At 66.8% G+C, this 22,917-nt stretch carries 24 protein-coding genes; 19 read left to right on the forward strand and 5 right to left on the reverse strand.

Annotated elements, in window-relative coordinates; translation table 11 throughout:
- The first annotated feature begins 174 nt into the window (after positions 1-174).
- The 4 genes from thyX (at position 175) to EGT50_RS05150 (ending at position 4,471) form a co-directional block, all read left to right on the forward strand.
- Positions 175-927: an FAD-dependent thymidylate synthase gene (gene thyX / locus EGT50_RS05135; RefSeq protein ID WP_127951521.1), complete on the forward strand. Its 753-nt coding sequence runs from the start codon at positions 175-177 to the stop codon at positions 925-927.
- 66 nt (positions 928-993) lie between these two features.
- Positions 994-1,902 carry a 4-hydroxy-tetrahydrodipicolinate synthase gene (dapA, locus tag EGT50_RS05140; RefSeq protein ID WP_127951522.1) on the forward strand — a complete coding sequence of 303 codons (909 nt, stop codon included), beginning with the start codon at positions 994-996 and terminating at the stop codon, positions 1,900-1,902.
- Positions 1,899-3,860: a ribonuclease J gene (locus tag EGT50_RS05145; RefSeq protein WP_127951523.1), complete on the forward strand. Its 1,962-nt coding sequence runs from the start codon at positions 1,899-1,901 to the stop codon at positions 3,858-3,860. The genes dapA and EGT50_RS05145 overlap by 4 nt, the downstream gene beginning before the upstream one ends.
- Before the next feature lie 41 nt (positions 3,861-3,901).
- On the forward strand, positions 3,902-4,471 hold the full coding sequence (locus EGT50_RS05150; protein WP_127951524.1) for a DnaJ family domain-containing protein: 570 nt from the start codon (positions 3,902-3,904) through the stop codon (positions 4,469-4,471).
- A 3-nt stretch (positions 4,472-4,474) separates the two neighbouring features.
- Here the strand turns inward: EGT50_RS05150 and EGT50_RS05155 are convergent, their stop codons facing one another.
- Positions 4,475-4,906, reverse strand: a complete 432-nt coding sequence (locus EGT50_RS05155; protein WP_127951525.1) for a pyridoxamine 5'-phosphate oxidase family protein — start codon at positions 4,904-4,906, stop codon at positions 4,475-4,477.
- A 97-nt stretch (positions 4,907-5,003) separates the two neighbouring features.
- On the opposite strand from EGT50_RS05155, the gene EGT50_RS05160 reads away from it, so the two are divergent.
- The 3 genes from EGT50_RS05160 to EGT50_RS05175 all read left to right on the forward strand — a co-directional run bounded on the left by EGT50_RS05160 (position 5,004) and on the right by EGT50_RS05175 (position 9,739).
- Complete coding sequence (locus tag EGT50_RS05160; RefSeq protein ID WP_127951526.1) at positions 5,004-5,627, forward strand: TIGR03085 family metal-binding protein; 624 nt, start codon at positions 5,004-5,006, stop codon at positions 5,625-5,627.
- Positions 5,628-5,723: 96 nt separating this feature from the next.
- On the forward strand, positions 5,724-8,501 hold the full coding sequence (locus tag EGT50_RS05170) for an FtsK/SpoIIIE family DNA translocase (RefSeq protein ID WP_206615751.1): 2,778 nt from the start codon (positions 5,724-5,726) through the stop codon (positions 8,499-8,501).
- A gap of 209 nt (positions 8,502-8,710) precedes the next feature.
- Positions 8,711-9,739 (forward strand): TerC family protein, encoded by a 1,029-nt coding sequence (locus EGT50_RS05175; protein ID WP_127951528.1) that lies wholly within the window; start codon positions 8,711-8,713, stop codon positions 9,737-9,739.
- A 93-nt stretch (positions 9,740-9,832) separates the two neighbouring features.
- Here the strand turns inward: EGT50_RS05175 and EGT50_RS05180 are convergent, their stop codons facing one another.
- Positions 9,833-10,117, reverse strand: coding sequence for a YciI family protein (locus tag EGT50_RS05180; protein WP_127951529.1), 285 nt, complete (start codon positions 10,115-10,117; stop codon positions 9,833-9,835).
- 40 nt (positions 10,118-10,157) lie between these two features.
- A complete protein-coding gene (locus tag EGT50_RS05185; RefSeq protein ID WP_206615752.1) occupies positions 10,158-10,694 on the reverse strand; it encodes an amino-acid N-acetyltransferase in 537 nt (178 codons plus the stop codon).
- Between the two features lie 120 nt (positions 10,695-10,814).
- Here EGT50_RS05185 and pgsA point away from each other — a divergent pair, with 120 nt between their 5' ends.
- From pgsA to EGT50_RS05220, 7 genes are all read left to right on the forward strand, one after another.
- Positions 10,815-11,462, forward strand: coding sequence for a CDP-diacylglycerol--glycerol-3-phosphate 3-phosphatidyltransferase (pgsA, locus tag EGT50_RS05190; RefSeq protein WP_127951530.1), 648 nt, complete (start codon positions 10,815-10,817; stop codon positions 11,460-11,462).
- On the forward strand, positions 11,459-11,947 hold the full coding sequence (locus EGT50_RS05195; protein ID WP_127951531.1) for a CinA family protein: 489 nt from the start codon (positions 11,459-11,461) through the stop codon (positions 11,945-11,947). The genes pgsA and EGT50_RS05195 overlap by 4 nt, the downstream gene beginning before the upstream one ends.
- 71 nt (positions 11,948-12,018) lie before the next feature.
- Positions 12,019-12,387: a helix-turn-helix domain-containing protein gene (locus tag EGT50_RS05200; RefSeq protein WP_127951532.1), complete on the forward strand. Its 369-nt coding sequence runs from the start codon at positions 12,019-12,021 to the stop codon at positions 12,385-12,387.
- A 207-nt stretch (positions 12,388-12,594) separates the two neighbouring features.
- Positions 12,595-13,416: a phage shock protein PspA gene (gene pspA, locus EGT50_RS05205; protein WP_127951533.1), complete on the forward strand. Its 822-nt coding sequence runs from the start codon at positions 12,595-12,597 to the stop codon at positions 13,414-13,416.
- A gap of 48 nt (positions 13,417-13,464) precedes the next feature.
- Entirely contained in the window at positions 13,465-14,328 is an 864-nt protein-coding gene (pspM, locus tag EGT50_RS05210; protein ID WP_235870594.1) for a phage shock envelope stress response protein PspM, read from the forward strand.
- A gap of 174 nt (positions 14,329-14,502) precedes the next feature.
- Positions 14,503-14,688 carry a hypothetical protein gene (locus tag EGT50_RS05215; RefSeq protein WP_127951534.1) on the forward strand — a complete coding sequence of 62 codons (186 nt, stop codon included), beginning with the start codon at positions 14,503-14,505 and terminating at the stop codon, positions 14,686-14,688.
- Positions 14,689-14,884: 196 nt separating this feature from the next.
- The gene (locus EGT50_RS05220; RefSeq protein WP_127951535.1) at positions 14,885-15,598 is read left to right on the forward strand and encodes a PIG-L deacetylase family protein; all 714 of its coding nucleotides are present in this window, start codon (positions 14,885-14,887) and stop codon (positions 15,596-15,598) included.
- Positions 15,599-15,601: 3 nt separating this feature from the next.
- Here the strand turns inward: EGT50_RS05220 and EGT50_RS05225 are convergent, their stop codons facing one another.
- Positions 15,602-16,525 (reverse strand): diacylglycerol kinase, encoded by a 924-nt coding sequence (locus tag EGT50_RS05225; protein ID WP_127951536.1) that lies wholly within the window; start codon positions 16,523-16,525, stop codon positions 15,602-15,604.
- The gene (locus EGT50_RS05230) at positions 16,522-18,150 is read right to left on the reverse strand and encodes an FAD-binding oxidoreductase (protein ID WP_127951537.1); all 1,629 of its coding nucleotides are present in this window, start codon (positions 18,148-18,150) and stop codon (positions 16,522-16,524) included. Before EGT50_RS05230 ends, EGT50_RS05225 begins: the two co-directional genes overlap by 4 nt.
- 20 nt (positions 18,151-18,170) lie before the next feature.
- Here EGT50_RS05230 and EGT50_RS05235 point away from each other — a divergent pair, with 20 nt between their 5' ends.
- The 5 genes from EGT50_RS05235 (at position 18,171) to EGT50_RS05255 (ending at position 22,898) form a co-directional block, all read left to right on the forward strand.
- Positions 18,171-18,779: a TetR/AcrR family transcriptional regulator gene (locus tag EGT50_RS05235; RefSeq protein ID WP_127951538.1), complete on the forward strand. Its 609-nt coding sequence runs from the start codon at positions 18,171-18,173 to the stop codon at positions 18,777-18,779.
- Positions 18,780-18,820: 41 nt separating this feature from the next.
- A complete protein-coding gene (locus EGT50_RS05240) occupies positions 18,821-20,332 on the forward strand; it encodes a glycerol-3-phosphate dehydrogenase/oxidase (protein ID WP_127951539.1) in 1,512 nt (503 codons plus the stop codon).
- A 129-nt stretch (positions 20,333-20,461) separates the two neighbouring features.
- On the forward strand, positions 20,462-21,445 hold the full coding sequence (locus EGT50_RS05245) for an LLM class F420-dependent oxidoreductase (RefSeq protein ID WP_127951540.1): 984 nt from the start codon (positions 20,462-20,464) through the stop codon (positions 21,443-21,445).
- A 60-nt stretch (positions 21,446-21,505) separates the two neighbouring features.
- Complete coding sequence (locus EGT50_RS05250) at positions 21,506-22,654, forward strand: glycosyltransferase (protein ID WP_127951541.1); 1,149 nt, start codon at positions 21,506-21,508, stop codon at positions 22,652-22,654.
- 49 nt (positions 22,655-22,703) lie between these two features.
- Complete coding sequence (locus tag EGT50_RS05255) at positions 22,704-22,898, forward strand: DUF3046 domain-containing protein (RefSeq protein WP_127951542.1); 195 nt, start codon at positions 22,704-22,706, stop codon at positions 22,896-22,898.
- Positions 22,899-22,917 lie beyond the last annotated feature (19 nt).

A 22,917-nucleotide genomic window follows, 5' to 3' on the forward strand; every position in this document is an offset into this window, starting at 1 on the left:
GTCATTGTGGCGTCACCGCAAGGGGTGGTGACGTCAGTGTTGATGTCACAAATGTGGGTAGTTGTCGATCTCGCGAAGTTTTGGTCGCCCCAAGGATGCAGGGAGCGAGCGTCGATCAGGCAGCGACGATATTGTGCGCACCGGTGGTGCGAGGCGAGATCGGGAGGAATCACCGTGCGAAATGCGGCATCTCTGAAGGTTCAACTTATCGCGAAGACGGAGTTCGTCTCGCCGGCTGACGTCCCGTGGCAGACCGACGCGGACGGTGGCGAAGCACTCGCCGAGTTCTCCGGTCGGGCCTGCTACCAGAGTTGGTCCAAGCCGAATCCGCGCACCGCGACCAATGCCGGATACCTGCGGCATCTATTGGAAGTGGGTCACCTATCGGTGCTCGAGCACGCAAGTGTCAGTTTCTATATCACCGGAATCTCGCGCTCCTGCACGCACGAGCTGATCCGGCACCGGCACTTCTCGTACTCGCAGTTGTCACAGAGGTTCGTGCGTGAGACCGATGCCAACTTCGTCATCCCCCCGGCGATCGCCGGTGACGAGCAACTCGAGGCGCTGTTCGAGAAGGCTGCCGACGCGAGCCGCGAGGCGTACGCGGAGTTGCTGGCTGCGCTCGAGGCGAAGCTCGCCGACGTGCCGAACGGACCGATCCGGAACAAGCAGGCCCGCCAGGCCGCTCGCTCGGTGCTGCCCAACGCCACCGAGACCCGCGTCGTAGTTACCGGCAACTACCGCGCTTGGCGTCACTTCATCGAAATGCGCGCCAGCGAGCATGCCGACGTCGAGATCCGCCGGGTCGCCGTCGAATGCCTTCGGCAGTTGCAGCGCTGCGCCCCGAATGTGTTCGGAGACTTCGAAATCGCGGTACTGCCGGACGGTTCGGAGATCGCCACGAGCGAGTTCGATAGGGTCGGCTGACTGCGGCGACACTCGAGGGGTGCCGTCGGTTCAAGTCTGCGTCGGCGACCGGGTAGCCTTCTGACCATGACTTACGGTGATTCAGCTGGTTCCGTCGAGCGTCCGTTCGGCACCGTCCTCACAGCCATGGTGACCCCATTCACCAAGGACGGGAAGCTGGATCTGGACGCCGGCGTGGAGTTGGCTGCCCACCTCGTCGACAACGGCTGTGACGGATTGGTGTTGGCCGGTACCACGGGCGAATCGCCCACCACGACCGAGAACGAGAAGCTCGAGTTGTTGCGTGCGGTCGTGGACACCGTCGGTGACCGCGCCCGGATCGTCGCAGGAGCCGGCAGCAACGACACAGCACACAGTATCGAGCTCGCGCGGGATGCCGCGCGGGCCGGCGCCCACGGGCTACTCGTCGTGACGCCCTACTACTCGCGCCCGCCGCAGGCGGGCCTGTACGCGCACTTCACTGCGGTCGCCGACGCCACCGATCTGCCGGTGATGCTCTACGACATTCCGCCCCGCTCCGTGGTCCCCATCGAGACCGAGACCATCCGCGCTCTCGCTGACCACCCACGCATCCTCGCGGTCAAGGACGCCAAGGGCGACCTCAACGCGGGCGCCGAGCTGATCGGCACCACCGACCTCGACTTCTTCTCGGGTGACGACCCACTCAACCTGCCGTGGCTGTCCGTCGGCGCGGTCGGCTTCGTCAGCGTCATCGGCCATCTGGTGCCGCAGCGTCTGCGTGCGCTGCATACCGCGTTCATGGAGGGCGACCTCGCGACGGCGCGTGAGATCAACCTGAGCCTCGTACCGGTGAACCGGTCCGTGGCCCGACTCGGCGGCGTGAGTGCTTCGAAGGCCGGACTGCGACTCATGGGCATCGACGTCGGCGACCCCCGACTGCCCCAGGTTGCCCCCACCACAGAGCAGATCGACATCCTGGCGGCGGACCTGCACGCCGCGGGGGTGCTCGCATGACCCGTCCGACCCGTCGTCGTAGCGCTTTCCGTCAAGCCGGCCCGCCGACCACCGCAGCCGAACGCGCCCAACCATCCGAGTCGGCTGCCCCCGCGGTCGAGCGCAGCGAGAACCCCGCGACGCGGCGGGGGTCGGCCGTGAAGACAGGCGGCAAGAGGCCGCAGTCCCGCCGGTCGGGGAGCGCCAAGGCGCGGCCGGCTCGAGCCGGCGGTGCCAATGCGCCGTCCGTTCCGGCCGCCGGTGCCAATGCGGCGTCCGTTCGGGCCGCCGGTGACCCGACCGATCGTCTCGGCCTGCCGCCCAAGGCACCCGCGAAGGGCCTGCGGGTGGTGGCGCTCGGTGGCATCGGTGAGATCGGTCGAAACATGACCGTCTTCGAGCACCAGGGCCGACTGCTCATCGTCGACTGCGGCGTGCTGTTCCCGGAGGACCAGCAGCCCGGCGTCGACCTGATCCTTCCCGACTTCCGGTACATCGAAGATCGGATGGACGACGTCGAGGCGATCATCCTCACGCACGGCCACGAGGATCACATCGGCGCCGTGCCGTTCCTGCTGCGACTGCGACCCGACATCCCGGTCGTCGGCGCCAGGTTCACGCTCGCACTCGTCGCCGCCAAGTGTCGTGAGCACCGTCTTCGCCCCAACCTCGTCGAGGTCGTCGAGGGCGGCACGACCGCCCACGGGCCCTTCGAGTGCGAGTACTTCGCCGTCAACCACTCGATTCCGGATGCGCTCGCCGTCGCCATCCGCACGCCGGCAGGTCTGGTACTACACACGGGCGACATCAAGCTCGACCAGCTGCCACTCGACGGCCGCCTCACCGATCTCGCGGGCTTCTCTCGGCTCGGAGACGAAGGCGTCGACCTGTTCCTCGTCGACTCGACCAACGCCGAGGTGCCGGGCTTCGTCACCCCTGAACGGGAGATCGGCAACGTGCTCGACCACGTCATCGGCAAGGCCACTCAGCGGGTGATCGTTGCGTCGTTCGCAAGCCATGTGCACCGCATTCAGCAGGTCGTCGACGTCGCCCAGCGGTACAACCGACGGGTCGCATTCGTGGGCCGCTCGATGGTCCGGAACATGCAGATCGCGCAGGATCTCGGCTACCTGTCGGTGCCGGACGGCCTGGTCGTCGATATGGACACCGCCGCGAGCCTGCCCGACGACAAGCTCGTCCTCGTTTCCACCGGATCCCAGGGTGAGCCGCTGTCGGCGCTGTCGCGGATGGCGCGTGGGGAACACCGCCAGATCAACATCCGTGCGAACGACCTCGTCGTGCTCGCATCGTCGCTGATCCCCGGCAACGAGAACTCGGTGTTCGCGGTCGTCAACGGCCTCGCCAAGCGCGGCGCCACCATAGTCACGCAGCAGAACGCCAAGGTTCACGTCTCGGGACACGCGTCCGCCGGTGAGCTGCTGTACCTGTACAACGCGGTGCGGCCGACCAACGCCATGCCCGTGCACGGCGAGTGGCGACACCTGAGGGCCAACGCCGCGCTGGCCAAGGCTACGGGCGTTCCGGAGGATCGGATCGTGCTCGCCGAGGACGGTGTAGTCGTCGACATGGTCGACGGTCTCGCCGAAATCGTCGGACGCGTCCCGGTCGGGCACGTGTACGTCGACGGCAATTCGGTCGGGGACGTCGGTGACTCGACGCTGTCGGACCGTCTGATCCTGGGCGAGGGCGGGTTCATTTCGATCTCGCTCGCTGTCGATTCGGCCACAGGCCGCGCCGTCAGCACTCCCGAGGTGTCCGGTCGCGGCTTCTCCGACGATCCTGCCGCGCTCAAGGAGGCCGCGAAGCTGGTCGAGTCGGAACTCGTGCGATTGGCGAGTGAGGGCATCGACGACACCCACCGGATCGCACAGGCGGTGCGCCGGGTGGTGGGACGATGGGTGGCGGAGAAGTACCGGCGTCGGCCGATGATCGTGCCGACCGTCATCGGGGTGCCGTAGCCGGAGGTTGTCGGCAAGACGGGTGAGGAGGTTGTCCCGTCATGGTCGAGCGCAAGCCGCTGCGTGCCACGTTCGAGTCGTGGGTCGAGAAGCAGATCAGGGGCGCGTACGAGCGCGGCGAGTTCGACAATCTCGACGGGGCCGGTCAACCGATCCCCTCCGGTGGTGGCGACGACTGGTGGGTGCGCGGATATCTCCAGCGGGAGGGGCTCTCCGCCGACGACCTGCTGCCCGAACCCCTGCGGCTGCGCAAGGACATCGAGCGGCTGCCGGCGGTGGTGCGGGCCGCCCGCACCGAGCGCGAGGTTCGGGACGAGGTTGCTCGCCTCAACCGCAGAATCGTGACGTGGCTGCGGAACCCCTCCGGCCCGCATGTCCCCATCCGGCGGGTCGACGCCGACGAAGTGGTCGAGCGGTGGCGTGCCGAACGAGCCTCGACGTCAGACGCGGAGGTCGCCGCGATCGACGAGGCGCAGCGCAGAGCCCGTCGGGTTCTTGCGCGCGCCGCGCTGGCGGAAGCCGGCTACCGCGAGATTCGTCGGAGGGAAGTGCGGTTCGACCGCCGGCGTCGCCTCTTGTGGCCCTTTCGGCGCCGACGCGGCACGCCGTGAGGCTCAGGACTCGAGCTTCCCGTAGTCGACGGTGTACCACCGCTCCGGCCGCATCCGGATCAGGACGGCCTTGTCGTTGAAAGTCTCGTCGATGAACGCCCGCGCCTCGGTGTCGGGCAGATATCTGCGCACGAGCGGAAGGACGTCATCGGGGTTGACGACGTCCTGGAACGTGGCGGCACCCTCCACGCTGACGTACCGGTAGGGCGGCGCCTCCTGCTGTGCGCAGAGACTGAACCGGCCGTTTGCCCGAATGAGTCGCTCCTTGACGGTGCCGCGGTTGGTCCACACGACCACGTCACCGCCGGGGGAGTAGTCGTACCAGATCGGCACTGCGAGGGGCGCCCGGTCATCTTGCTCCGCGGCGATCACCCCCACGTGTACGTCGGCGAGGAACTGCTCGCGTTCGCGCTCGGACATGGTGATCGTCGACATTTTTTGGCTCCTCACACGAGAGTCCGGTTGATTCCCACGGTACGACTCGACCCCGCGAGGGTCTCCCGTCCGCGTCGAGGTCCGGCTACGGTTGGGTGTGCCTTTTGCCCGCGATGAACGCCATGCCCTGGTCGACACGATGCGCATCGTCGGGCCGGACGCGCCGACCCTTTGCGGTGACTGGACCGTGCGCGAACTCGCTGCCCACATCGTGTTGCGTGAGCGTCGATTCGATGCGAGCCCGGGCATCATGGTGCCGGCGTTGTCCGGATACGCCGAGCGGGTCCAGCGTGGCATCGCCAGCAGGGACTGGAATGCCCTGCTCGACGAAGTCCGGTCAGGTCCGCCCGTCTGGTCCCCGCTTCGGTGGGTCGACGAGCAGGCCAATCTCGCAGAGATGTTCGTCCACCACGAAGACGTCCGGCGCGCGCAGAAGCACTGGTCGGCACGCGCGTTGCCCGATCCGCTGCAGGAGAAACTGTGGGCCGTCGCGACCGGGATCGGGCGGCGCAGCTACCGCCGGTCCCCGGTGACCGTCGTCCTCGAGCGACCCGACGGGAAACGTGCCACGGTTCGGTCGGTCGGCGCCAATACGGTCACTCTGCGAGGGGAGCCCGCCGAACTGCTGATGTATGCGTTCGGCCGCGATCAGGCGCGGATGGAGTTCGACGGAAAGCCCGAGGACGTGGCGGCCGTCGCCGGGCTCGATCGCAGTGTGTGACGGTGTGCAGGTGCGCACCCACGTCAGAGCATGTTAACGGGTGTGGCGTGTGTTGTGGATGGTCCGGATGGGGTCGTAGCGTCTAACCTGACCTGTATGGCAGGGAAGACAAGCGCCCGCGGATCGAGCTCGGCAGCGTCCTCGTCGCGGACTCGTGCGCGCTCAGCCTCTGCTGCGCGCGGCGCATCGTCTCGCACATCCCGTACGGCGAGCCGCAGCGGTTCCGCGTCCGCGGCGCGAACCTCCGCCTCACGCAGGTCCTCCAACGCCCGCGGTTCGGCCAGACGTAGGACCGCAGCCTCTCGCGGGGGTTCGGTCCGTCGCAGATCGGGCAGGAAGTCCTATCGAGGAACCGGCGCGTTCGCCTCGGTGGGACGTCGTATCGGCGCCGGTTGGTCTATGGCCACCAGGGGACTGGGCGCTACCGCCCGGACGATCGGCAGGGCCACCGACGTCGCACACGGCCACCGCCGAGACGGCATTGCGCTGGGGCTCATCGCGGTCAGCGTCGTTGTCGCGGGTGGAATGTGGTTCTCCGCCGGCGGCCCGGTCGGGCAATGGATCGAAACCTGCGTCCGCGCGGTCGTCGGCGCTGTCGCCGCGGTCCTACCGATCGTCGGAGTCGCGATCGCAGTCGTGCTGATGCGGACCGCGCCGAAGCCCGAGGATCGGGTCGGCGTGATCTGGGGCTCACTGCTCGTCGGGTTGCCGGCCGTCGGGCTGTGGCATCTTGCGTCCGGCTCGCCCACGTCGTCGGCCGGTTGGCCAGAGGGTGCCGGGGTCGTCGGCTACCTCGTTGCCGGCCCGCTCACGAGGGGCGTCACCGAATGGTTGTCGGTGCCACTTCTACTGATGGCGATGTTCTTCGGTGTACTACTGCTCACCAAGACCACGGTGCGCGAGGTCCCGGAACGGCTGCGGTCCTGGTTCGGCGCCTCTTACCGCGGCGACGACTACGACGAGTACGGCCACGCCGCCGATCCCGGCTTCCAGGACGACCACGATGGCTACGGTGTCGACGATGACGATCCGAGCTTGTTCGACGTAGACGGCTACCCGGTCGAGGGTGCCGAGACGGCACAGCTGTCCCGCCGCACCCAGCGCCGCCATCGTGGCACCCCGGAGGAGAACTATCCGACCGACGAGGTCCACGAGGGCGCGCCAACAGAGGTGCTCGGATTGTGGAATCCGGGTGACCTCGACGGCGAACCGATCCCCCAGGACCCTGACTCGGCTTCCGAGACCGAGGCGGGAGGGCCCGCGCCCGCCTCACCGGTTCCGCCCGGATCGCGCGCGCGCAGCACCCCACCGCCCACTCCGGAACAGGGAACCGCCCCCACACGGGAGGAGGATGTCTTCGTCCCGGACCGGATCGTCGAGGGCGACTACGTGCTGCCGCCGACGTCGCTGCTGATCGAGGGCGATCCGCCGAAGCTGGGCAGCAAGGCCAACGATTCGATGATCGAGGCGATCAGCGAGGTCCTCGAGCAATTCAAGATCGACGCGGCCGTGACCGGGTACACGCGCGGTCCGACGGTCACCCGGTACGAGGTGGAACTCGGTCCCGGCGTGAAGGTGGAGAAGATCACCGCACTCACGCGCAATATCGCCTACGCGGTCGCCACCGACAATGTGCGACTGCTGGCGCCGATCCCGGGCAAGTCGGCGGTGGGCATCGAGGTGCCCAATTCAGACCGCGAGATGGTGCGCCTGTCCGACGTGCTCGCCGCGCATTCGACCCGCAAGGACCACCATCCGCTCGTGATAGGTCTCGGCAAGGACCTCGAAGGCGATTTCGTGAGCGCCAACCTCGCGAAGATGCCGCACCTGCTGGTCGCGGGCTCTACCGGATCCGGCAAATCGAGCTTCGTGAACTCCATGCTGGTGTCGTTGCTTACCCGCGCTACTCCGGACGAGGTCCGGATGATCCTCATCGACCCCAAGATGGTCGAGCTCACCCCCTACGAGGGCATTCCACACCTGATCACCCCGATCATCACGCAGCCCAAGAAGGCGGCCGCCGCACTGGCGTGGCTCGTCGAGGAGATGGAGCAGCGCTACCAAGACATGCAGGCCAGCCGAGTCCGGCACATCGACGACTTCAACGCCAGGGTGAAGTCCGGGGAGATCACCGCGCCGTTGGGCAGCGAGCGCGTGTACCGGCCGTACCCATACATCCTTGCGATCGTCGACGAGCTCGCCGACCTGATGATGACGGCGCCCAGGGACGTCGAGGAGGCGATCGTCCGGATCACGCAGAAGGCTCGCGCTGCCGGCATCCATCTCGTACTCGCGACCCAGAGACCGTCGGTCGACGTCGTCACGGGTCTGATCAAGACCAATGTGCCGTCGCGGCTGGCGTTCGCGACGTCGTCGCTCACGGACTCCCGGGTCATCCTCGATCAGCCGGGTGCCGAGAAGCTCATCGGCATGGGTGACGGGCTGTTCCTGCCGATGGGAGCGGGCAAGCCGATCCGCATGCAGGGCGCGTTCATCACCGACGACGAGATCGCCGCGGTTGTCGACTTCACGAAGAACCAGGCCGAGCCCGAGTACACAGAGGGCGTCACCTCAGCCAAGGCGGGCGAGAAGAAGAACGTCGACCCCGACATAGGCGACGACATGGATGTGTTCCTCCAGGCCGTCGAGCTGGTCGTATCGAGCCAGTTCGGATCGACGTCGATGCTGCAGCGCAAGCTGCGCGTCGGCTTCGCCAAGGCAGGTCGGCTGATGGACCTGATGGAGACCCGTGAAATCGTCGGGCCGAGCGAGGGCTCCAAGGCTCGGGAGGTGCTCGTCAAGCCCGACGAGCTCGACAGCGTGCTGTGGTCTATCCGCGGCGGCGATCCCAACCCCGCCGAGAGTGTCGACTGAGCGGTTCGTCACGGTCGTTCGGCCGAGGAGGTGCCTCTGTGGTTGAATAGGGGGCACTTTGGAGGGGAGTATCCCCGTCCCCGCGACAGGCTCGTCAACACGAGCGGCACCGTTGCTGCTCCGGTTCTGTCGACCGATCCGCTCGTGGTCAGCGGGTAGGTGGGAGAGACCTCCGGTGGTAAGGCGTACCTACCGGAGGTCAAATATCGATGGCTGTCTCCCCGCTTGTCTGGATCATCACGTGCCTGGTGATTCTTGGACTGTTCGTCTTCGACTTCTTCGCCCACGTGCGCACCCCGCACGCCCCGACGTTCCGTGAGTCGGCGTTCTGGTCGGCGGTGTACATCATCCTGGCCATCGCCTTCGGCATCTTCGTGATGGCGGTTTGGGGGACCACGTTCGGCGGCGAGTACTTCGCGGGGTACGTGACGGAAAAGGCGCTGTCGGTCGACAACCTGTTCGTCTTCGTGATCATCATGTCGACGTTCGCGGTGCCTCGCGAGTATCAGCAGAAGGTCCTGCTCATCGGCATCGTGATGGCGCTCGTCATGCGGGGTGCGTTCATCGCAGTCGGCGCCGCGGCGATCAACGCCTACAGCTGGGTGTTCTACCTGTTCGGCGTGTTCCTGATCTACACCGCCGCAATGCTGATCAAAGATGCAGGTCACAGCCCGGAGGCTGAGCAGGAGCGGGAGAACAAGATCGTCCGGCTGGTCAAGCGGTTCCTGCCGACATCCGAGGAGTACGACGGCGACAAGTTGATCACCAAGGTCGACGGCAAGCGCATGGTGACGCCGTTGCTCCTTGCGCTCGTCGTCATCGGCTTCACCGACGTGCTGTTTGCGCTGGACTCGATCCCTGCGATCTACGGCCTGACACAGGAACCGTATCTGGTGTTCACGGCCAACGCGTTCGCGCTGATGGGTCTACGGCAGTTGTTCTTCCTGATCGGAGGCCTGCTCGAGCGGTTGGTGTACCTCTCGTACGGCCTGTCGATCATCCTGGCCTTCATCGGCGTCAAGCTGGTCCTGCACGCCCTGCACGAGAACACCCTGCCGTTCATCAACGACGGCCAGCACGTCGTGGTGCCCGAGATCTCGACAGCCTTGTCGTTGACTGTGATCATCGGCGTCCTGGTGGTCACGGCGGTGGCAAGCCTGATCAAGACGCGGAATGGCACCGCCGGCCCGGACGGTTCCGACCTCGAGGCGCAGAAGGACGTGCAGCCCCAGAAGTAGGCCGGCGCGCAAGTAGGTCAGTGAGGCAGTAGGTCAGCCAGGCAGTAGGTCAGAGGGGCAGAGCCAGCTGTCCGCTTCCTACCTGTCCGCTTCCTACTTGGAGAAGGCTCCGAAGACCGGGATCCATTCGCGGATGGTCACTTGTTCCAGCAAGTCGGCCTTCGCGAACGGATCCTGGTCGAAGAAGGAACGAGCCTCGTCGAGGTTCGACGCCTCGGCCACCATCAGTGCGCCGCTGCCGTCGGCAAACGGCCCGTACGAATGCACGGTTCCGCGACGTTCCAGATCAGCGAGCCACGCCCGGTGATCGGTCCGGTGATCGTCGCGCTGCGCGGACTTGTCGGGAGCGTACGTGAACTGGACGGCGAACAGCGGCATGATCCCTCGATCCCCGGTATGGAGCTCACCGGCATGGAAGTCAGCGGAGCGTCAGCAGCATGCGGGTATTACCCAGCGTATTGGGTTTGACGTAGCTCAGATCCAAGAATTCCGCTACGCCGGTGTCGTAGGAACGGCACATCTCCGCATACACCTCCGCGGTCACTGGCGTGCCGTCGATCTCGGCGAAGCCGTGCTTGGCGAAGAAGTCCACTTCGAAGGTGAGGACGAACAACCGCTGGAGGTCGAGTTCGCGAGCCACCTGGATCAGTTTCGCGACGATGAGGTGGCCTACACCCCGACCCTTCACCCGGGGGTCCACAGCGATGGTGCGCACCTCGCCGAGGTCGGACCACAGCACGTGCATGGCACCGCAACCGACGACGGTGTCCGCCAATTCGACCACCCAGAACTCCTGCACGGACTCGTACAGCGTTACGAGGTTCTTCTCGAGCAGGATCCTTCCTGCATAGATGTCGATGAGCCTTTTGATCTCCGGCACATCGGAGGTGCGCGCACGTCGCACTTTCAGCCCTTCGGCCTCGTCAGTTCCAGCTGCCGGAGTCCCAGAAGTCATGTGGTGCACAGTAGTCACCGCCGGAACCGATATTGTGAGTAGCGTGCCGCCCCGATCCGACGCCCGCGACCGTTTCTCGTCCGCTGGCGTGCCTGGGCGCACCGCCGGATCGGTCCTGTCATGAACACACCGCGCGACGACGTGGCCGCCGCTGACGCCCTACCTGCCGAGGGCGTGCCGGCACACACCCCGGTTCCCCTGCTCAACATCGCGAACGTCCTGACTGTCCTGCGCATCGTGCTGGTGCCGGTGTTCCTTGTTGCGCTGTTCGCCGACGGTGGTCATTCGACCTTTTGGCGAATCACGGCCGCATCGATCTTCGCGCTGGCCGCGATCACCGATCGCATCGATGGTCAGCTGGCCCGGAAACATGGTCTGGTTACCGATTTCGGGAAAATGGCCGACCCGATCGCAGACAAGGCCCTCATCGGTGCCGCATTGGTCGGGCTGTCGATTCTCGGGGACCTGTCTTGGTGGGTGACCGGTGTCATAGCGGCGCGCGAACTCGGTATCACTTTGGTGCGCTTCGCGGTCCTGCGTCACGGTGTGATCCCCGCGGGCCGTGGAGGCAAGCTCAAGACCCTGGTCCAGACGCTCGCCATCGGGCTGTACCTGATTCCGCTGCCGGATGGGTTCGCGCCGGTCACCGCGACGCTGATGGGGCTTGCGGTCATCCTTACCGTCGTGACCGGGCTCGACTACCTGATCCAGGCAATACGGCTGCGGGCCGGCGTCGGACACACGGGCGTCGGAAACACGGACTCATGACCGATCCGCTGACAGCGACCGTGCCTGCCCGCGACCTCATCGAGGTCCTCATTCGTCGCGGCGAGACGATTGCGACGGCGGAGTCCGTGACGGCGGGCCTGCTCGCCGCGACTTTGGCAGGTGTTCCGGGCGCGAGCAATGTGTTGCGAGGTGGGCTGGTCGTCTACGCCACCGACCTCAAAAGCACCCTTGCTGGTGTCGACGCCGAGGTGCTGTCGGAGGATGGGCCGGTCGCTCCCCGAACCGCAGCACAGCTGGCGGAGGGCGCGGCGCACCGCTGTGCAGCGGATTGGGGTGTCGGCCTCACCGGCGTGGCCGGTCCGGATCCGCAGGACGAGCACCCGCCTGGCACCGTCTTTCTCGGGCTCGCCGGACCTGGCGGAACCGAGGTCTCGGAGCTCGACATGGGGGGAGATCGGTGGGAAGTGCGACTCGCTTGTGTCCACGCGGCGGTGTCCGGTTTGCTCGAACGTTTGGCGCGATAGAGTTTGGGAACCAATCACTTGCGCTCATGCGTTTGAAACACAAGCGGGGTATCGGACAGAGGAGGAGCGAGATGGCGCTGCTATTGCGTGAGGCAATCGGTGACAGTCTTCGGCGCACACGCGTTTCGCAGAGCCGAACCCTGCGTGAGGTGTCGAACAGTGCGCGGGTGAGCCTCGGCTACCTGTCCGAAATCGAGCGGGGACGCAAGGAAGCCTCCAGCGAGTTGCTGGCCGCGATCTGCGAGGCGCTCGACGTCCCGCTGTCCGAGGTGCTCGTCGATGTGAGCGAGACGATGGCTGTCGGCGCGGCTCCGGCTGTCGGCGAGCGCGGCAAGGAGCGGGAGAACGTGACCACCGACGCGGCGGTGAGTGGGCGCATCGCGCAGGAGACCAGGGTCGTCATCCCGGCGCCTTCGGCCCAGGCCCTCGCCGCGGCGTAGGCGATGTCGGTGTTACACCCCACCCGGTGTCGCCGGTCCGCAGAAGCAGATAGATTCGAAGTGAAGATCACGGGACGTCGAAGCGGTGTCCAAGCTGAGGCAGCCGTGACCGGATGAGTAAGTAGGGACAGAACCGAGTTCGATGCGCGACGGTCGCGCATCTGGTCGCGCAACGCGCGGCTCAGCAGATGGAGGCAGGATCAACCAATGGCTAATCCTTTCGTCAAGGGATGGAAGTACCTGATGGCGCTCTTCAATTCCAAGATCGATGAGAAGGCCGACCCCAAGGTTCAGATTCAGCAGGCGATCGAGGAAGCCCAGCGTCAGCACCAGGCCCTGTCCCAGCAGGCCGCGTCGGTCATCGGCAACCAGCGTCAGCTCGAGATGAAGCTCAGTCGCCAGCTCGACGAGGTCGAGAAGCTCAACGCAAACGCCCGCCAGGCGGTCACGCTCGCAGACCAGGCCGCTACGGCCGGCGACACGGAGAAGGCGACCCAGTACACCAATGCTGCTGAGGCGTTCGCAGCTCAGCTGGTCACGGCCGAGCAGTCCGTGGAGGACCTCAAGGTGCTGCACGATCAGGCGCTGCAGGCTGCCGCACAGGCCAAGAAGGCCGTCGAGCAGAACGCCATGACGCTGCAGGCAAAGGTTGCGGAGCGCACGAAGCTGCTGAGCCAGCTCGAACAGGCGAAGATGCAGGAGCGTGTCTCCGATTCGCTGCGTTCGATGGACAGCACGCTTGCCGCCCCGGGCAACACGCCCAGCCTCGATGCCGTCCGCGAGAAGATCGAACAGCGCTATGCCACCGCGCTCGGTGCGGCGGAGCTGGCGGGCGACTCGGTGCAGGGCCGCATGATGGAGGTCCAGCAAGCGAGCGTTCAAATGGCCGGTCACAGCCGCCTCGAACAGATCCGCGCCTCGATGAAGGGCGACGCCCTACCGTCCGGGGGCACCGCAGCCGCCCCCGCCAAGCCTGCTGCAGCTCCGCAGCAGCCGACGTCGTCCAACGGCGAAACGTCCGCGCAGTAGGTAAGGCACACACAGTAGGCAAGGTACGGCGAACACGGAGACGGTTCGATGAGTGGCACGAGAGGCGGCCGGTCCGGGAAGAATTCCCGGCCGGCCGGCTCCGTCTTCGGGGACGGGACCGGGTTCGCCGCCAGCGCGGCATCAGCGCTGGACACCGCACAGACGGTGTTGCGTGACGTCGGCGGCACCGTCGCCGACACGATGCGCCGCTGGACCGACCCCCGCGAACGCATGCTTCGCAAGCGCCGACGCGCCCGCAAGCAGGCCGCCAGGTTCGGAATCGCGTCCGGGGCGAGCGTCGTCGCAACCGCCTCACTCGCGGTCGCGTCAGCTCCCGACTGGACGATGGTCGCGACCGGTGGTGCCGCAGCTCTGTTCGCTATTCCCGCGTTGGCCGCGGTAGGGGCCTACCGTCGCCTCGCGGCAATCCCGCTGCCGCCCGCGGCACAGTCTCGACAGCCAATGCCACCGGCTGGTTCGGCGTCACGGGCCCCAATGGAGCGTCTTACGCACGCCGAGGCCAGCCTCCACCAGCTGCTTGGGGTTCTGAACCGATCGGCGAATGTAGATGCCGCGGAGCTCGATCGCACGGCCGAGACAGCCCGCTCGGCGTCTGTCGCACTGCGTGCGGTTGCCGCCGACGTAGTGGCGATGGAGAGCGCCGGCCATGGGACGGCCGCCGCTGCGACGCATCTCGAACGATCGATTCAAGCGGCAGTCGGCCAGCTGGGCGACGGCGTCGCCCAGTACGAGGGCCTCGTCACCGCGGCGGCCAGGATGACCGAGTCGGCACAGTCGTCGAATGCGCTGTCCGGTCAGCAGCAAGAGGAGTTGCTGTCGGCATCCGACCGCCTCCTGGGCTGGGCCCAGGCGCTCGGCGAAGTGAACGAAATCGATCGTCGATTCCGGTGACATTCGGCCGCCTTGCAGCGAGCACGTCGGTCGGTGGCGTGGTGAGGGCTCAGGGTGAACCCCCATCTTTCCCTGATCTTGGCAATGAGCTGGTGATTTGCTGTCCGTTGCATGCCACGATCGAGGTGTCGCGGTCGGTAAGATCGGCGGTGAGGACCCAAACAGGAGGACATCGTGTTCTGGAAGATTGTCGGCATCGTGGCGCTGATCTGGATCGCGTTCGCGCTGATCGGGGCCCTTGTGAAGGGGTTGTTCTGGATCCTCGCGATGAGCGCGATCGTGTTCGGTCTGTACATGCTGTTCAAGGCCATGTCGGGTAGTTCGGACAGTTCGCGCGGCAGAGACAGGACCAGGTTCTAGCAGGGAATTTTGCTGGGCGTCAGATGCTGTAGAGCGTCGGTGGACGCTCATCGGAGCAGGAACTCGAGGGTGATGGTCGAATGCCTCCTTGGCTTCGACCATCACCCTTTCTGTCCTCAGGTCGGCAAGATGTGCAGGCCAGCCGATCAACGAGTTTCGGCCCCAGAGAGGGCGGTCATAGGGGCATGCTGACCTCATGGAGTCGATTCCCGAGGACTGGCAACGAGGGTTGGTAATCGTCGCCCACCCCGACGACATCGAGTACGGTGCCGCCGCCGCGGTGGCCCGATGGACCGATCAGGGCAAAGACATTCGGTACGTCCTGGTCACGAGCGGGGAGGCAGGGATCGAGGGCCTGCACCCCAGGCATTGCGGGCCGCTCCGTGAGACCGAGGAGCGTCGCTCGGCCGCCGCCGTCGGGGTGACGAAGGTCGAGTTTCTCGGCTACCCCGATGGCCGCATCGAACACGGTCCCGACCTGCGTCGGGATCTGGCGCGCGTGATCCGACTGCACCGGCCCGAGATGATCGTCACGATGAACCATCGTGAGACGTGGGGTCCGGGCTTCCTCAACAGCGCAGATCACCGGGCCGTCGGGCTCGCAGTGCTCGACGCCGTCGCCGACGCTGCGAACGAGTGGATCTTCGCCGAACTCACGGAGCCGCCCTGGACGGGCGTGCGGTGGGTTGCGGTCAACGTGCTGTTGGGCCTCACCCACGCCGTCGACGTCACCGCAACGGTCGAACGGGCCGTCGAGTCCCTGTGTGAGCACAGCGCGTATCTCGAGGCGCTCAGCGACGAACCCGTCCTGGACCAGGCAGCCCGGCAGATCGAGATGTCCACCGGGCCCAGGCCTGGGTTCGACGCTGAGCGAGCCGTCGGCTTCGAGTTGTACGTCTTCGGCGGCTGACGGTTATTGCAGCGGCTCGCTGACGATGACCCGTCCCGCCCCTGGCACTGCCTCGACTTCGATCGGAAGCTGGCCGACGAACTCGCCGTCGGCGTACGACGTGACGGGCGCGTCGCGCACGGAGTGGACGGAGCGACCCGGAATCGACGCCTCCAGTCGAAGTTTGCGGGTGCGGAAGGTCTGCACCTCATCGAGTTCGACGTGCGTGCCCTTGTACACCGTGGGGAACAGGCGCACGAGCTTGAACCGTCCGCTCGATCCCACCACGGTGATGTCGAGCAGCCCGTCGTCGAGCTTGGCGTTCGGGGTGATGAGCATGCCACCGCCGTACGAGGTGCCATTGCCCACCGTCACCATCGTCGCCTCGAGCTCGATCGTGCGGTCGTCGAGGGTGATCCGGTACGGGATCGGCTTCAGCTGAGCCAATTCGACCAACATCGCGATGTAGTAGCGCATCGGCCCCTGCGGCCACCCCATCCGGTTGGCGCGGTCGGTGGCCAGGGCGTCGAACCCGCTCGACAAGACGGTACCGAACCAGCGGTCTCCGGCTCGGGCCAGATCGATGGTGGCGATCTGGCCGTCGACCACGATGTCGGCGGCCGCGACTGGGTCGTCCACCGGGATGTGGAACAGCCGGGCGTGGTCATTGCCGGTGCCGCCTGGAATGATGCCGAGCGGCGTGCCGGTCTCTGCCAGCGCCTGCCACGCGATGCTGACCATGCCGTCGCCGCCGACGACGACAAGCGCGTCGGTGCCGGCGTCGACGCACTTGCGGGCCAACTCCAGTGCCTCGTCGGCGTCGCGGCCCTCGATCTCGGTGACCGTGACGCCGCGCTCCCGCAGGCGAGCGATGGCAGCGGCGGCAGCGGAGGGGGCGCTGCCGCCGCCCGCGGTGGGATTGGTGAGGACTGAGACCGACTTCGTCATGGGATCAGCTTGCCAGGGTTGAGGATTCCGGATGGGTCGATTGCGTCCTTGACTGCGCGCAAGACCCGCGCGCCGAGTTCACCCACCTCACTTTCCATCCATGGGCGGTGGTCGCGGCCGACGGCGTGGTGATGGGTGATAGTGCCACCCGCGGCGACGATCGCATCTCCCGCGGCGCGCTTGGCAGCCATCCACTGCGACAGCGGGTCGGCGGCCTGAGCACAGGCAACGGTGAAGTACAGCGAGGCACCCGTCGGGTAGGTGTGCGAGATGTGGCACATCACGATCGCCGGAGTACCCTGGGCGGCAAGCGATTCGGTCAGTGCAGTGGTGACGGAGCTCTTGAGGTTCGCGAGATTGGACCAGGTCGTCGCGGTTTCGAGGGTCTCGACGATCGCACCGGCGTTCAGCAGGGCGTCCCGAAGGTATGGAGCATCGAAGCGGCCGTGCTCCCAGGCCTCGGCAGGTGCTTCGCCCAGAGCCTTGCCCCCGGCGGCGGCGAGCAGTGCGGTTGTTTCGTCATAGCGGGCCTGGGCGTGCGCGTCGGTGCCTTCGAACGTCGTGATGGCCAGGCAGCCCGACGCCGGGCTGTCGCCGCCGATGTTGCCGGAGAGGGCGAGGTTGAGGCCGGTCTCGGCCTCGTCCGACAGACGCATCACCGTAGGCGCCGAACCGGACTGTGCCGCCGCCCGCAGCGCCGCGGCGCCGGTCTCGAAGTCGGGGAAGGACCACGCCTGGTACAGAGTGCGTTCCGGGACCGGGTGCACCCGCAGACCTACCTCGGTGATGATTCCGAGCGTGCCCTCGGAGCCGACGAACAACTCACGCAGGTCCGGTCCGGCCGCCGAAGCGGGACCGCGGCCGAGATCGATTGTGCCCGAAGGCGTCGCGACTCGAAGAGACTCGACCATGTCGTCGAAGCGACCGTAGCCTGCCGAGGCCTGCCCCGACGACCGGGTGGCTGCGAAGCCACCGATGGTCGCGAACTGGAAGCTCTGCGGGAAGTGCCCGAGCGAGAGCCCGTGCTCGCCGAGGAGTTGCTCGGCCTGCGGGCCTGTCGCTCCCGCCTGAAGGGTTGCGATACCCGACATTGGGTCGAGGCTGACTAGCGCATTGAGACGGCGCAGGTCGATGGCGACGACGGACCCGAATCGGCCCCGCGTCGGATCCACCCCGCCGACGACGCTCGTGCCGCCGCCGAAGGGCACCACGGCGATACCCTCGGCCGCGCATAGTTGCAGCAGCGCCTGCACCTCGTCATGTGTGCCGGGCAGCAGCACAGCATCGGGTGCATCTTGCTCTCCGGTGGACCTGCGGCGCAGTAGGTCCGGGGTGCTCTTGCCGCCGGCGTGACGCAGTCGCGTCGCGGCGTCGGTGCGGACGTTGTCGGTGCCGAGGAGGTCCTCGAGCGACTCGATGAGAGAGGTGCCCAGCGTGCTCTCACGCAGGGTCGTGTTGGCTTCGGTGGGCGGCGGAGACTGCTCTTCCGACACACCCAGGGCTTGTTGGAGCAGCGACTTGATTTGCGGCGACAGCTCACGGCGGGACTCGCCGACGCCCCAGGCATCCCACTCCATGGTGGGTGCCTCGGTGGCGGGGAACTCAGGCACGAATACTTCGGACATACGTTACAGTGTTACATACGATGTCTAGTTGTAACGAGGGTTCTGATCAGTCCACCGTCGATGACCTTATCCTCGACGCGGCGCGCTCGTGCGTGCTGGACTTCGGCCTCCGTCGCACGACGCTCGCAGAGGTCGCTCGTCGCGCCGGTGTGAGCCGGCCAACGGTCTACCGTCGCTGGCCGGACACCCGCGCTGTGGTCGCCGACCTGTTGACCCGGGAGATCCACGTCTCGATCCCCGACATTGCTGGTGATGAGCCCGCGCGCGTCCAGTTGGTCCGGGCGGTGGTCGAGGTCGCGACCGGGATGCGGGAGCATCCGCTGTACATGAAGATTCTGCGATCGGACCCGGATCTGATAATGACCTACGTCATCGAGCGGCTCGGGACGAGCCAGCGCGAGATCGTCGAGCGGGTGTCGCGCGCGGTCAAGGCCGGACAGGCCGATGGCTCGATCCGCGCCGGCGATCCGGACCATATCGCGGCGATGGTGCTGCTGATCGCACAGTCCACGGTCCAATCGGCGGGGATGGTGGCAGAGGTGCTGCCGGCGGACGAACTCACCGCCGAACTGCAGATCGCCATCGACTCCTACCTCGCTTCCCACCTCGCGCCGAGCTTGGCGCAGTGACGGATCAACCCACTGACGATCAACCCCATTCAGGAGGAACAGTGCACGACAATTCTCAGTCGGCGCTCAACGCGGACCGGCGCCGCCGGGAGCTTTCGGACCTCGGCGACAACGCTTCCGTAGACGTTCTCGTGATCGGTGGCGGTATCACCGGCGTCGGAACCGCGCTCGACGCGGCGTCACGCGGGCTGCGCACGGTCCTGGTCGACAAGCACGACCTCGCGTTCGGAACTAGTCGCTGGAGTTCCAAGCTGGCCCACGGTGGTCTGCGCTACTTGGCGACTGGCAACGTCGGGATCGCCCGGGAGAGTGCCGTCGAACGCGGCATTCTCATGACCCGCACCGCCCCGCATCTCGTGCGCGCCTTGCCGCAATTGGTGCCGTTGCTGCCCTCGGTCGGCTTCTTCGAGAAGACACTGGTCCGGATCGGATTCCTGGCGGGCGACGCGCTGCGGATCACGGCCGGGACGTCGTCGTCGGTGTTGCCGCGGTCGCGGCGTGTCGGCGCCGCCAAGGCGGAACAACTCGCGCCCGCGGTCCGCCGGGAGGGGTTGCGCGGCGGCCTGCTCGCGTACGACGGACAGCTCATCGACGATGCCCGGCTCGTCGTCACCCTCGCCCGCACTGCCGCGGCGCACGGCGCGACGGTCCTGACCCGCGTCGGCGCATACGACGTGACCGGCGACTCGGTCAAGCTCCGTGACGAACTGACCGGGGAGGAGATGACGATTCGCGCCCGCTCGGTCGTGAACGCGAGCGGGGTGTGGGCCGGGCAAGTCGACCCCGACATCCGCCTCAAGCCGAGTCGCGGTACCCACCTGGTGCTCCCGGCGCAGTTGCTCGGCAATCCCACCGCGGCGCTGACGGTGCCGATCCCGGGAGAGACGAACCGATTCGTGTTCATGCTGCCGTCCCAGCTCGGACGGGTCTACCTGGGACTGACCGACGAGGCTGTCGATGGTGAGATCCCGGATGTCCCGGTTGCCTCGGACGATGAGATCGACTTCTTGCTCGACACCGTGAATACCGCGCTCGCGACGCCGGTCACCCGCTCCGACGTGCTCGGCACGTTCGCCGGCCTTCGTCCGCTCCTCGACACCGGTGGAGGCAAGACCGCCGACCTGTCCCGCAACCACGCCGTGCTGCGCTCGTCGAACGGTGTCATCAGCGTGGTCGGCGGCAAGCTCACCACCTACCGAAAGATGGCGCAAGACGCCGTCGACGCCGCCGTCAAGGCAGGCGGGCTGCCCGCGCGTTCGTGCGTGACGACCGATCTACCCGCGGTCGGAGCGGCTCGGACCGCTTCGCAAGAACTGCCGCCGGCATTGGTCGCACGGTACGGCGCCGAGGCCGGTCTCGTCGCTGCCGCCGGCAAGCTGACCCCGATTGCGGACGGTATCGACGTCACCCATGCCGAGTTGGCGTTCGCGGTGAGCCACGAGGGTGCGATCGACGTCGACGACATTCTCGACCGGCGCACCCGGATCGGACTGGTCCCCGATGACCGGGAGCGGGCATTGCCGGCCGCTGAGCGTGCGTTCGAAGGAGTATGAGTTCGATCACATGCTTGTGGCGATCCCGGCGGCGGGGCCATGACGATTGGCCCACCGTCGGGTAACGCCGTGGGAAACGGGACAAGTTCCGTCGTGTGGGAATCTCGCTGTGGGCGTAGCGTCGGCCGCGTGAGTATTCGACTGGGATACCAGATCCCGAACTTCAGCTACTCGAAGCCCGTACGCGACCTGTTCCCGACCGTCATCGCCCAAGCTCGTGAGGCGGAAGCGGCCGGATTCGACGCGGTTTTCGTGATGGATCACTTCTATCAGTTGCCAGGGATCGGGAAGCCGGACGAGCCGATGCTCGAGGCCTACACGGCGCTCGCAGCGATCGCGACGGCGACCGAGTCGATTCAGGTGTCGGCACTCGTCACCGGCAATACCTATCGGAACCCGGCGATGCTTGCCAAGACCGTGTCCACACTCGACGTCGTCAGCGGCGGCCGCGCCGTTTTGGGTATCGGCGCCGGGTGGTTCGAACTCGAGCATCAACAACTCGGTTTCGAGTTCGGTACCTTCAGAGACCGTTTCGCGCGCTTGGACGAGGCGCTGCAGATCATCGCTCCGATGCTGCACGGCGAGCGCCCCACGTTCGACGGCAAGTGGTACCGGGTCGAGGATGCGCTCAACGAACCACGGATTCGCGACGACCTGCCGATCCTGCTCGGCGGTTCCGGCGAGAAGAAGACCTTCGGGCTGGCGGCCCGCTACGCCGCCCACCTCAACGTCATCGCGAACGCGGCCGAACTTCCGCGCAAGCTCGAGGCGCTGGCGCTCCGCTGTGAGGAAGCTGGACGCGACCGCTCGACGCTCGAGACGAGCTTCCTGTCGTTCGTCTTCATCGACGAGGACGGCGACAAGGCCCGTGAACTGCACCGCCAGTTCTTGCTGGCGGGAGGCATCGATCTGTCGACGCTGTCTGCGACCGAACGCACCGCGCTGACCGACCGGCACTTCGTCGGCAGCCCCGACGAGGTCGCCGATCAGGTCAAGACGCGCGTCCTCGACGCCGGAATCGACGGGCTCATCATCAACCTCATGGCAAATGGGCATCAGCCCGGAATCGTCGAGCTCGCCGGACGCACCCTCGGACCGCTGGTGCATGGGTGAGCGTTCGGTGCCCCCGCGGCGCGGAAGTGACGGGTCGCGGGGGTGTGGCACGCTGAGTGGATGCGCGTAGCTGTCGTCGCCGGACCCGAGGCCGGGCATGCCGTGCCAGCCCTTGGGCTGTGCCGGAAATTTGTTGCCGCCGGTGACGATCCGGTATTCGTTTCCGATGGCCGGTGGCTCGACGTCGCCCGCGACATCGGGATCGAGGCACGTAAGCTCGGTGGCCTCGCACCCCGCGAAGTCGACGATGACTCCGATTCCGGAGCAAAGCTCCACGCCCGGGCTGCGCATGTCTCGACGGCACTGTTGCCCGACCTGCGCGACATCTCTCCCGACTTGGTGGTCTCCGATGTCATCACCGTCGGGGGAGCGATGGCGGCCGAGCGGTTGGGCATCCCATGGGTGGAACTGTCACCGCACCCGCTGTACCTGCCGTCAAAAGGGTTGCCGCCCATCGGGTCCGGGCTTGCGGCCGGCACCGGGGTTCGCGGACGGATTCGTGACGCGATGCTGCGTGCCGCAACCGCTCCGCACATCCGTAAGGGACGCGCGCAGCGGGGCGAGGCGCGTCTGAGCGTCGGTCTGCCGGCCGACGACCCGGGACCGGCGGCCCGCATGATCGCGACGTTGCCTGCGCTCGAGGTGCCGCGTCCGGACTGGCCGTCGAATGCGCACCTCGTCGGTCCACTCGTGTGGGAGCCGTCCGACAACGTGCTCGAGCCCCCGCCCGGGGACGGGCCTCTCGTCGTCCTCGCGCCGTCGACGGCTTCGACGGGGGCCGGGGGCATGCTCGACACTGCGATCCACGCGCTCGACGGCCTGGGTGTGCGGATGCTCGTCACACTGTTCGAGCCCCCCGAGACCGACCTGCCCGCCTGGGTTCGCGCCGGGTACGGCCGCCAGGACGAGATGCTGCGTCACGCATCCGCTCTGGTCTGCGGCGCCGGGCACGGCGTTCTCGCCAAGGCCCTTCTGGCCGGGGTGCCCCTCGTGACGGTTCCGGGCGGTGGTGACCAGTGGGAGGTCGCCAATCGTATTGCCCGACAGGGCAGTGGGGTCCTGATCCGGCCGCTGAGCGTCGAGGCCCTCCGGGACGCGGTGCGCGGTGTGCTCGACGACCCAGCGTATGGCGCTGCAGCCCGTAGCGCCGCGGCCGGGATCGCCGACGTCGAAGACCCCGTCGCGGTCTGCCGCGCCGTTCTCGCCTGAGTCTTGTGCGGTGGGTGGTCGAACCTTCGGCTCCGCTAACGTGACGGGTGTGCGACTGACCGAATTCCATGACCTCGTCCGAGAAGAGTTCGGACAGGTTCGCGGCGACTCTCTCCTCGTCGACCACGTCATTCTCGCGTTGGGCGGCAAGACCGCGGTGGACGCCATCGAGGACGGTATCGACCCGCGCATCGTCTGGCGCGCGCTGTGCGACGAGTTCGAGGTGCCGCCGGAGCGGCGGTAGCGCAGCTCGCCGACGCGTT

Origin of the sequence: Rhodococcus xishaensis (assembly GCF_004011825.1) — a bacterium.
Taxonomy (GTDB): Bacteria; Actinomycetota; Actinomycetes; order Mycobacteriales; family Mycobacteriaceae; genus Prescottella; species Prescottella xishaensis.

What these genes read in the sequence shown, in the direction of transcription:
- EGT50_RS05185 (WP_206615752.1), bottom strand. Translation starts at nt 10,694, where the DNA reads ATGACTTCTGGGACTCCGGCAGCTGGAACTGACGAGGCCGAAGGGCTG.
- EGT50_RS05225 (WP_127951536.1), bottom strand. Translation starts at nt 16,525, where the DNA reads ATGACGAAGTCGGTCTCAGTCCTCACCAATCCCACCGCGGGCGGCGGC.
- pspA (WP_127951533.1), top strand. Translation starts at nt 12,595, where the DNA reads ATGGCTAATCCTTTCGTCAAGGGATGGAAGTACCTGATGGCGCTCTTC.
- EGT50_RS05155 (WP_127951525.1), bottom strand. Translation starts at nt 4,906, where the DNA reads ATGTCGACGATCACCATGTCCGAGCGCGAACGCGAGCAGTTCCTCGCC.
- EGT50_RS05180 (WP_127951529.1), bottom strand. Translation starts at nt 10,117, where the DNA reads ATGCCGCTGTTCGCCGTCCAGTTCACGTACGCTCCCGACAAGTCCGCG.
- EGT50_RS05170 (WP_206615751.1), top strand. Translation starts at nt 5,724, where the DNA reads ATGGCAGGGAAGACAAGCGCCCGCGGATCGAGCTCGGCAGCGTCCTCG.
- EGT50_RS05175 (WP_127951528.1), top strand. Translation starts at nt 8,711, where the DNA reads ATGGCTGTCTCCCCGCTTGTCTGGATCATCACGTGCCTGGTGATTCTT.
- EGT50_RS05250 (WP_127951541.1), top strand. Translation starts at nt 21,506, where the DNA reads ATGCGCGTAGCTGTCGTCGCCGGACCCGAGGCCGGGCATGCCGTGCCA.
- EGT50_RS05220 (WP_127951535.1), top strand. Translation starts at nt 14,885, where the DNA reads ATGGAGTCGATTCCCGAGGACTGGCAACGAGGGTTGGTAATCGTCGCC.
- EGT50_RS05150 (WP_127951524.1), top strand. Translation starts at nt 3,902, where the DNA reads ATGGTCGAGCGCAAGCCGCTGCGTGCCACGTTCGAGTCGTGGGTCGAG.
- pspM (WP_235870594.1), top strand. Translation starts at nt 13,465, where the DNA reads ATGAGTGGCACGAGAGGCGGCCGGTCCGGGAAGAATTCCCGGCCGGCC.
- EGT50_RS05235 (WP_127951538.1), top strand. Translation starts at nt 18,171, where the DNA reads ATGTCTAGTTGTAACGAGGGTTCTGATCAGTCCACCGTCGATGACCTT.
- dapA (WP_127951522.1), top strand. Translation starts at nt 994, where the DNA reads ATGACTTACGGTGATTCAGCTGGTTCCGTCGAGCGTCCGTTCGGCACC.
- EGT50_RS05230 (WP_127951537.1), bottom strand. Translation starts at nt 18,150, where the DNA reads ATGTCCGAAGTATTCGTGCCTGAGTTCCCCGCCACCGAGGCACCCACC.
- EGT50_RS05200 (WP_127951532.1), top strand. Translation starts at nt 12,019, where the DNA reads ATGGCGCTGCTATTGCGTGAGGCAATCGGTGACAGTCTTCGGCGCACA.
- EGT50_RS05145 (WP_127951523.1), top strand. Translation starts at nt 1,899, where the DNA reads ATGACCCGTCCGACCCGTCGTCGTAGCGCTTTCCGTCAAGCCGGCCCG.
- EGT50_RS05195 (WP_127951531.1), top strand. Translation starts at nt 11,459, where the DNA reads ATGACCGATCCGCTGACAGCGACCGTGCCTGCCCGCGACCTCATCGAG.
- pgsA (WP_127951530.1), top strand. Translation starts at nt 10,815, where the DNA reads ATGAACACACCGCGCGACGACGTGGCCGCCGCTGACGCCCTACCTGCC.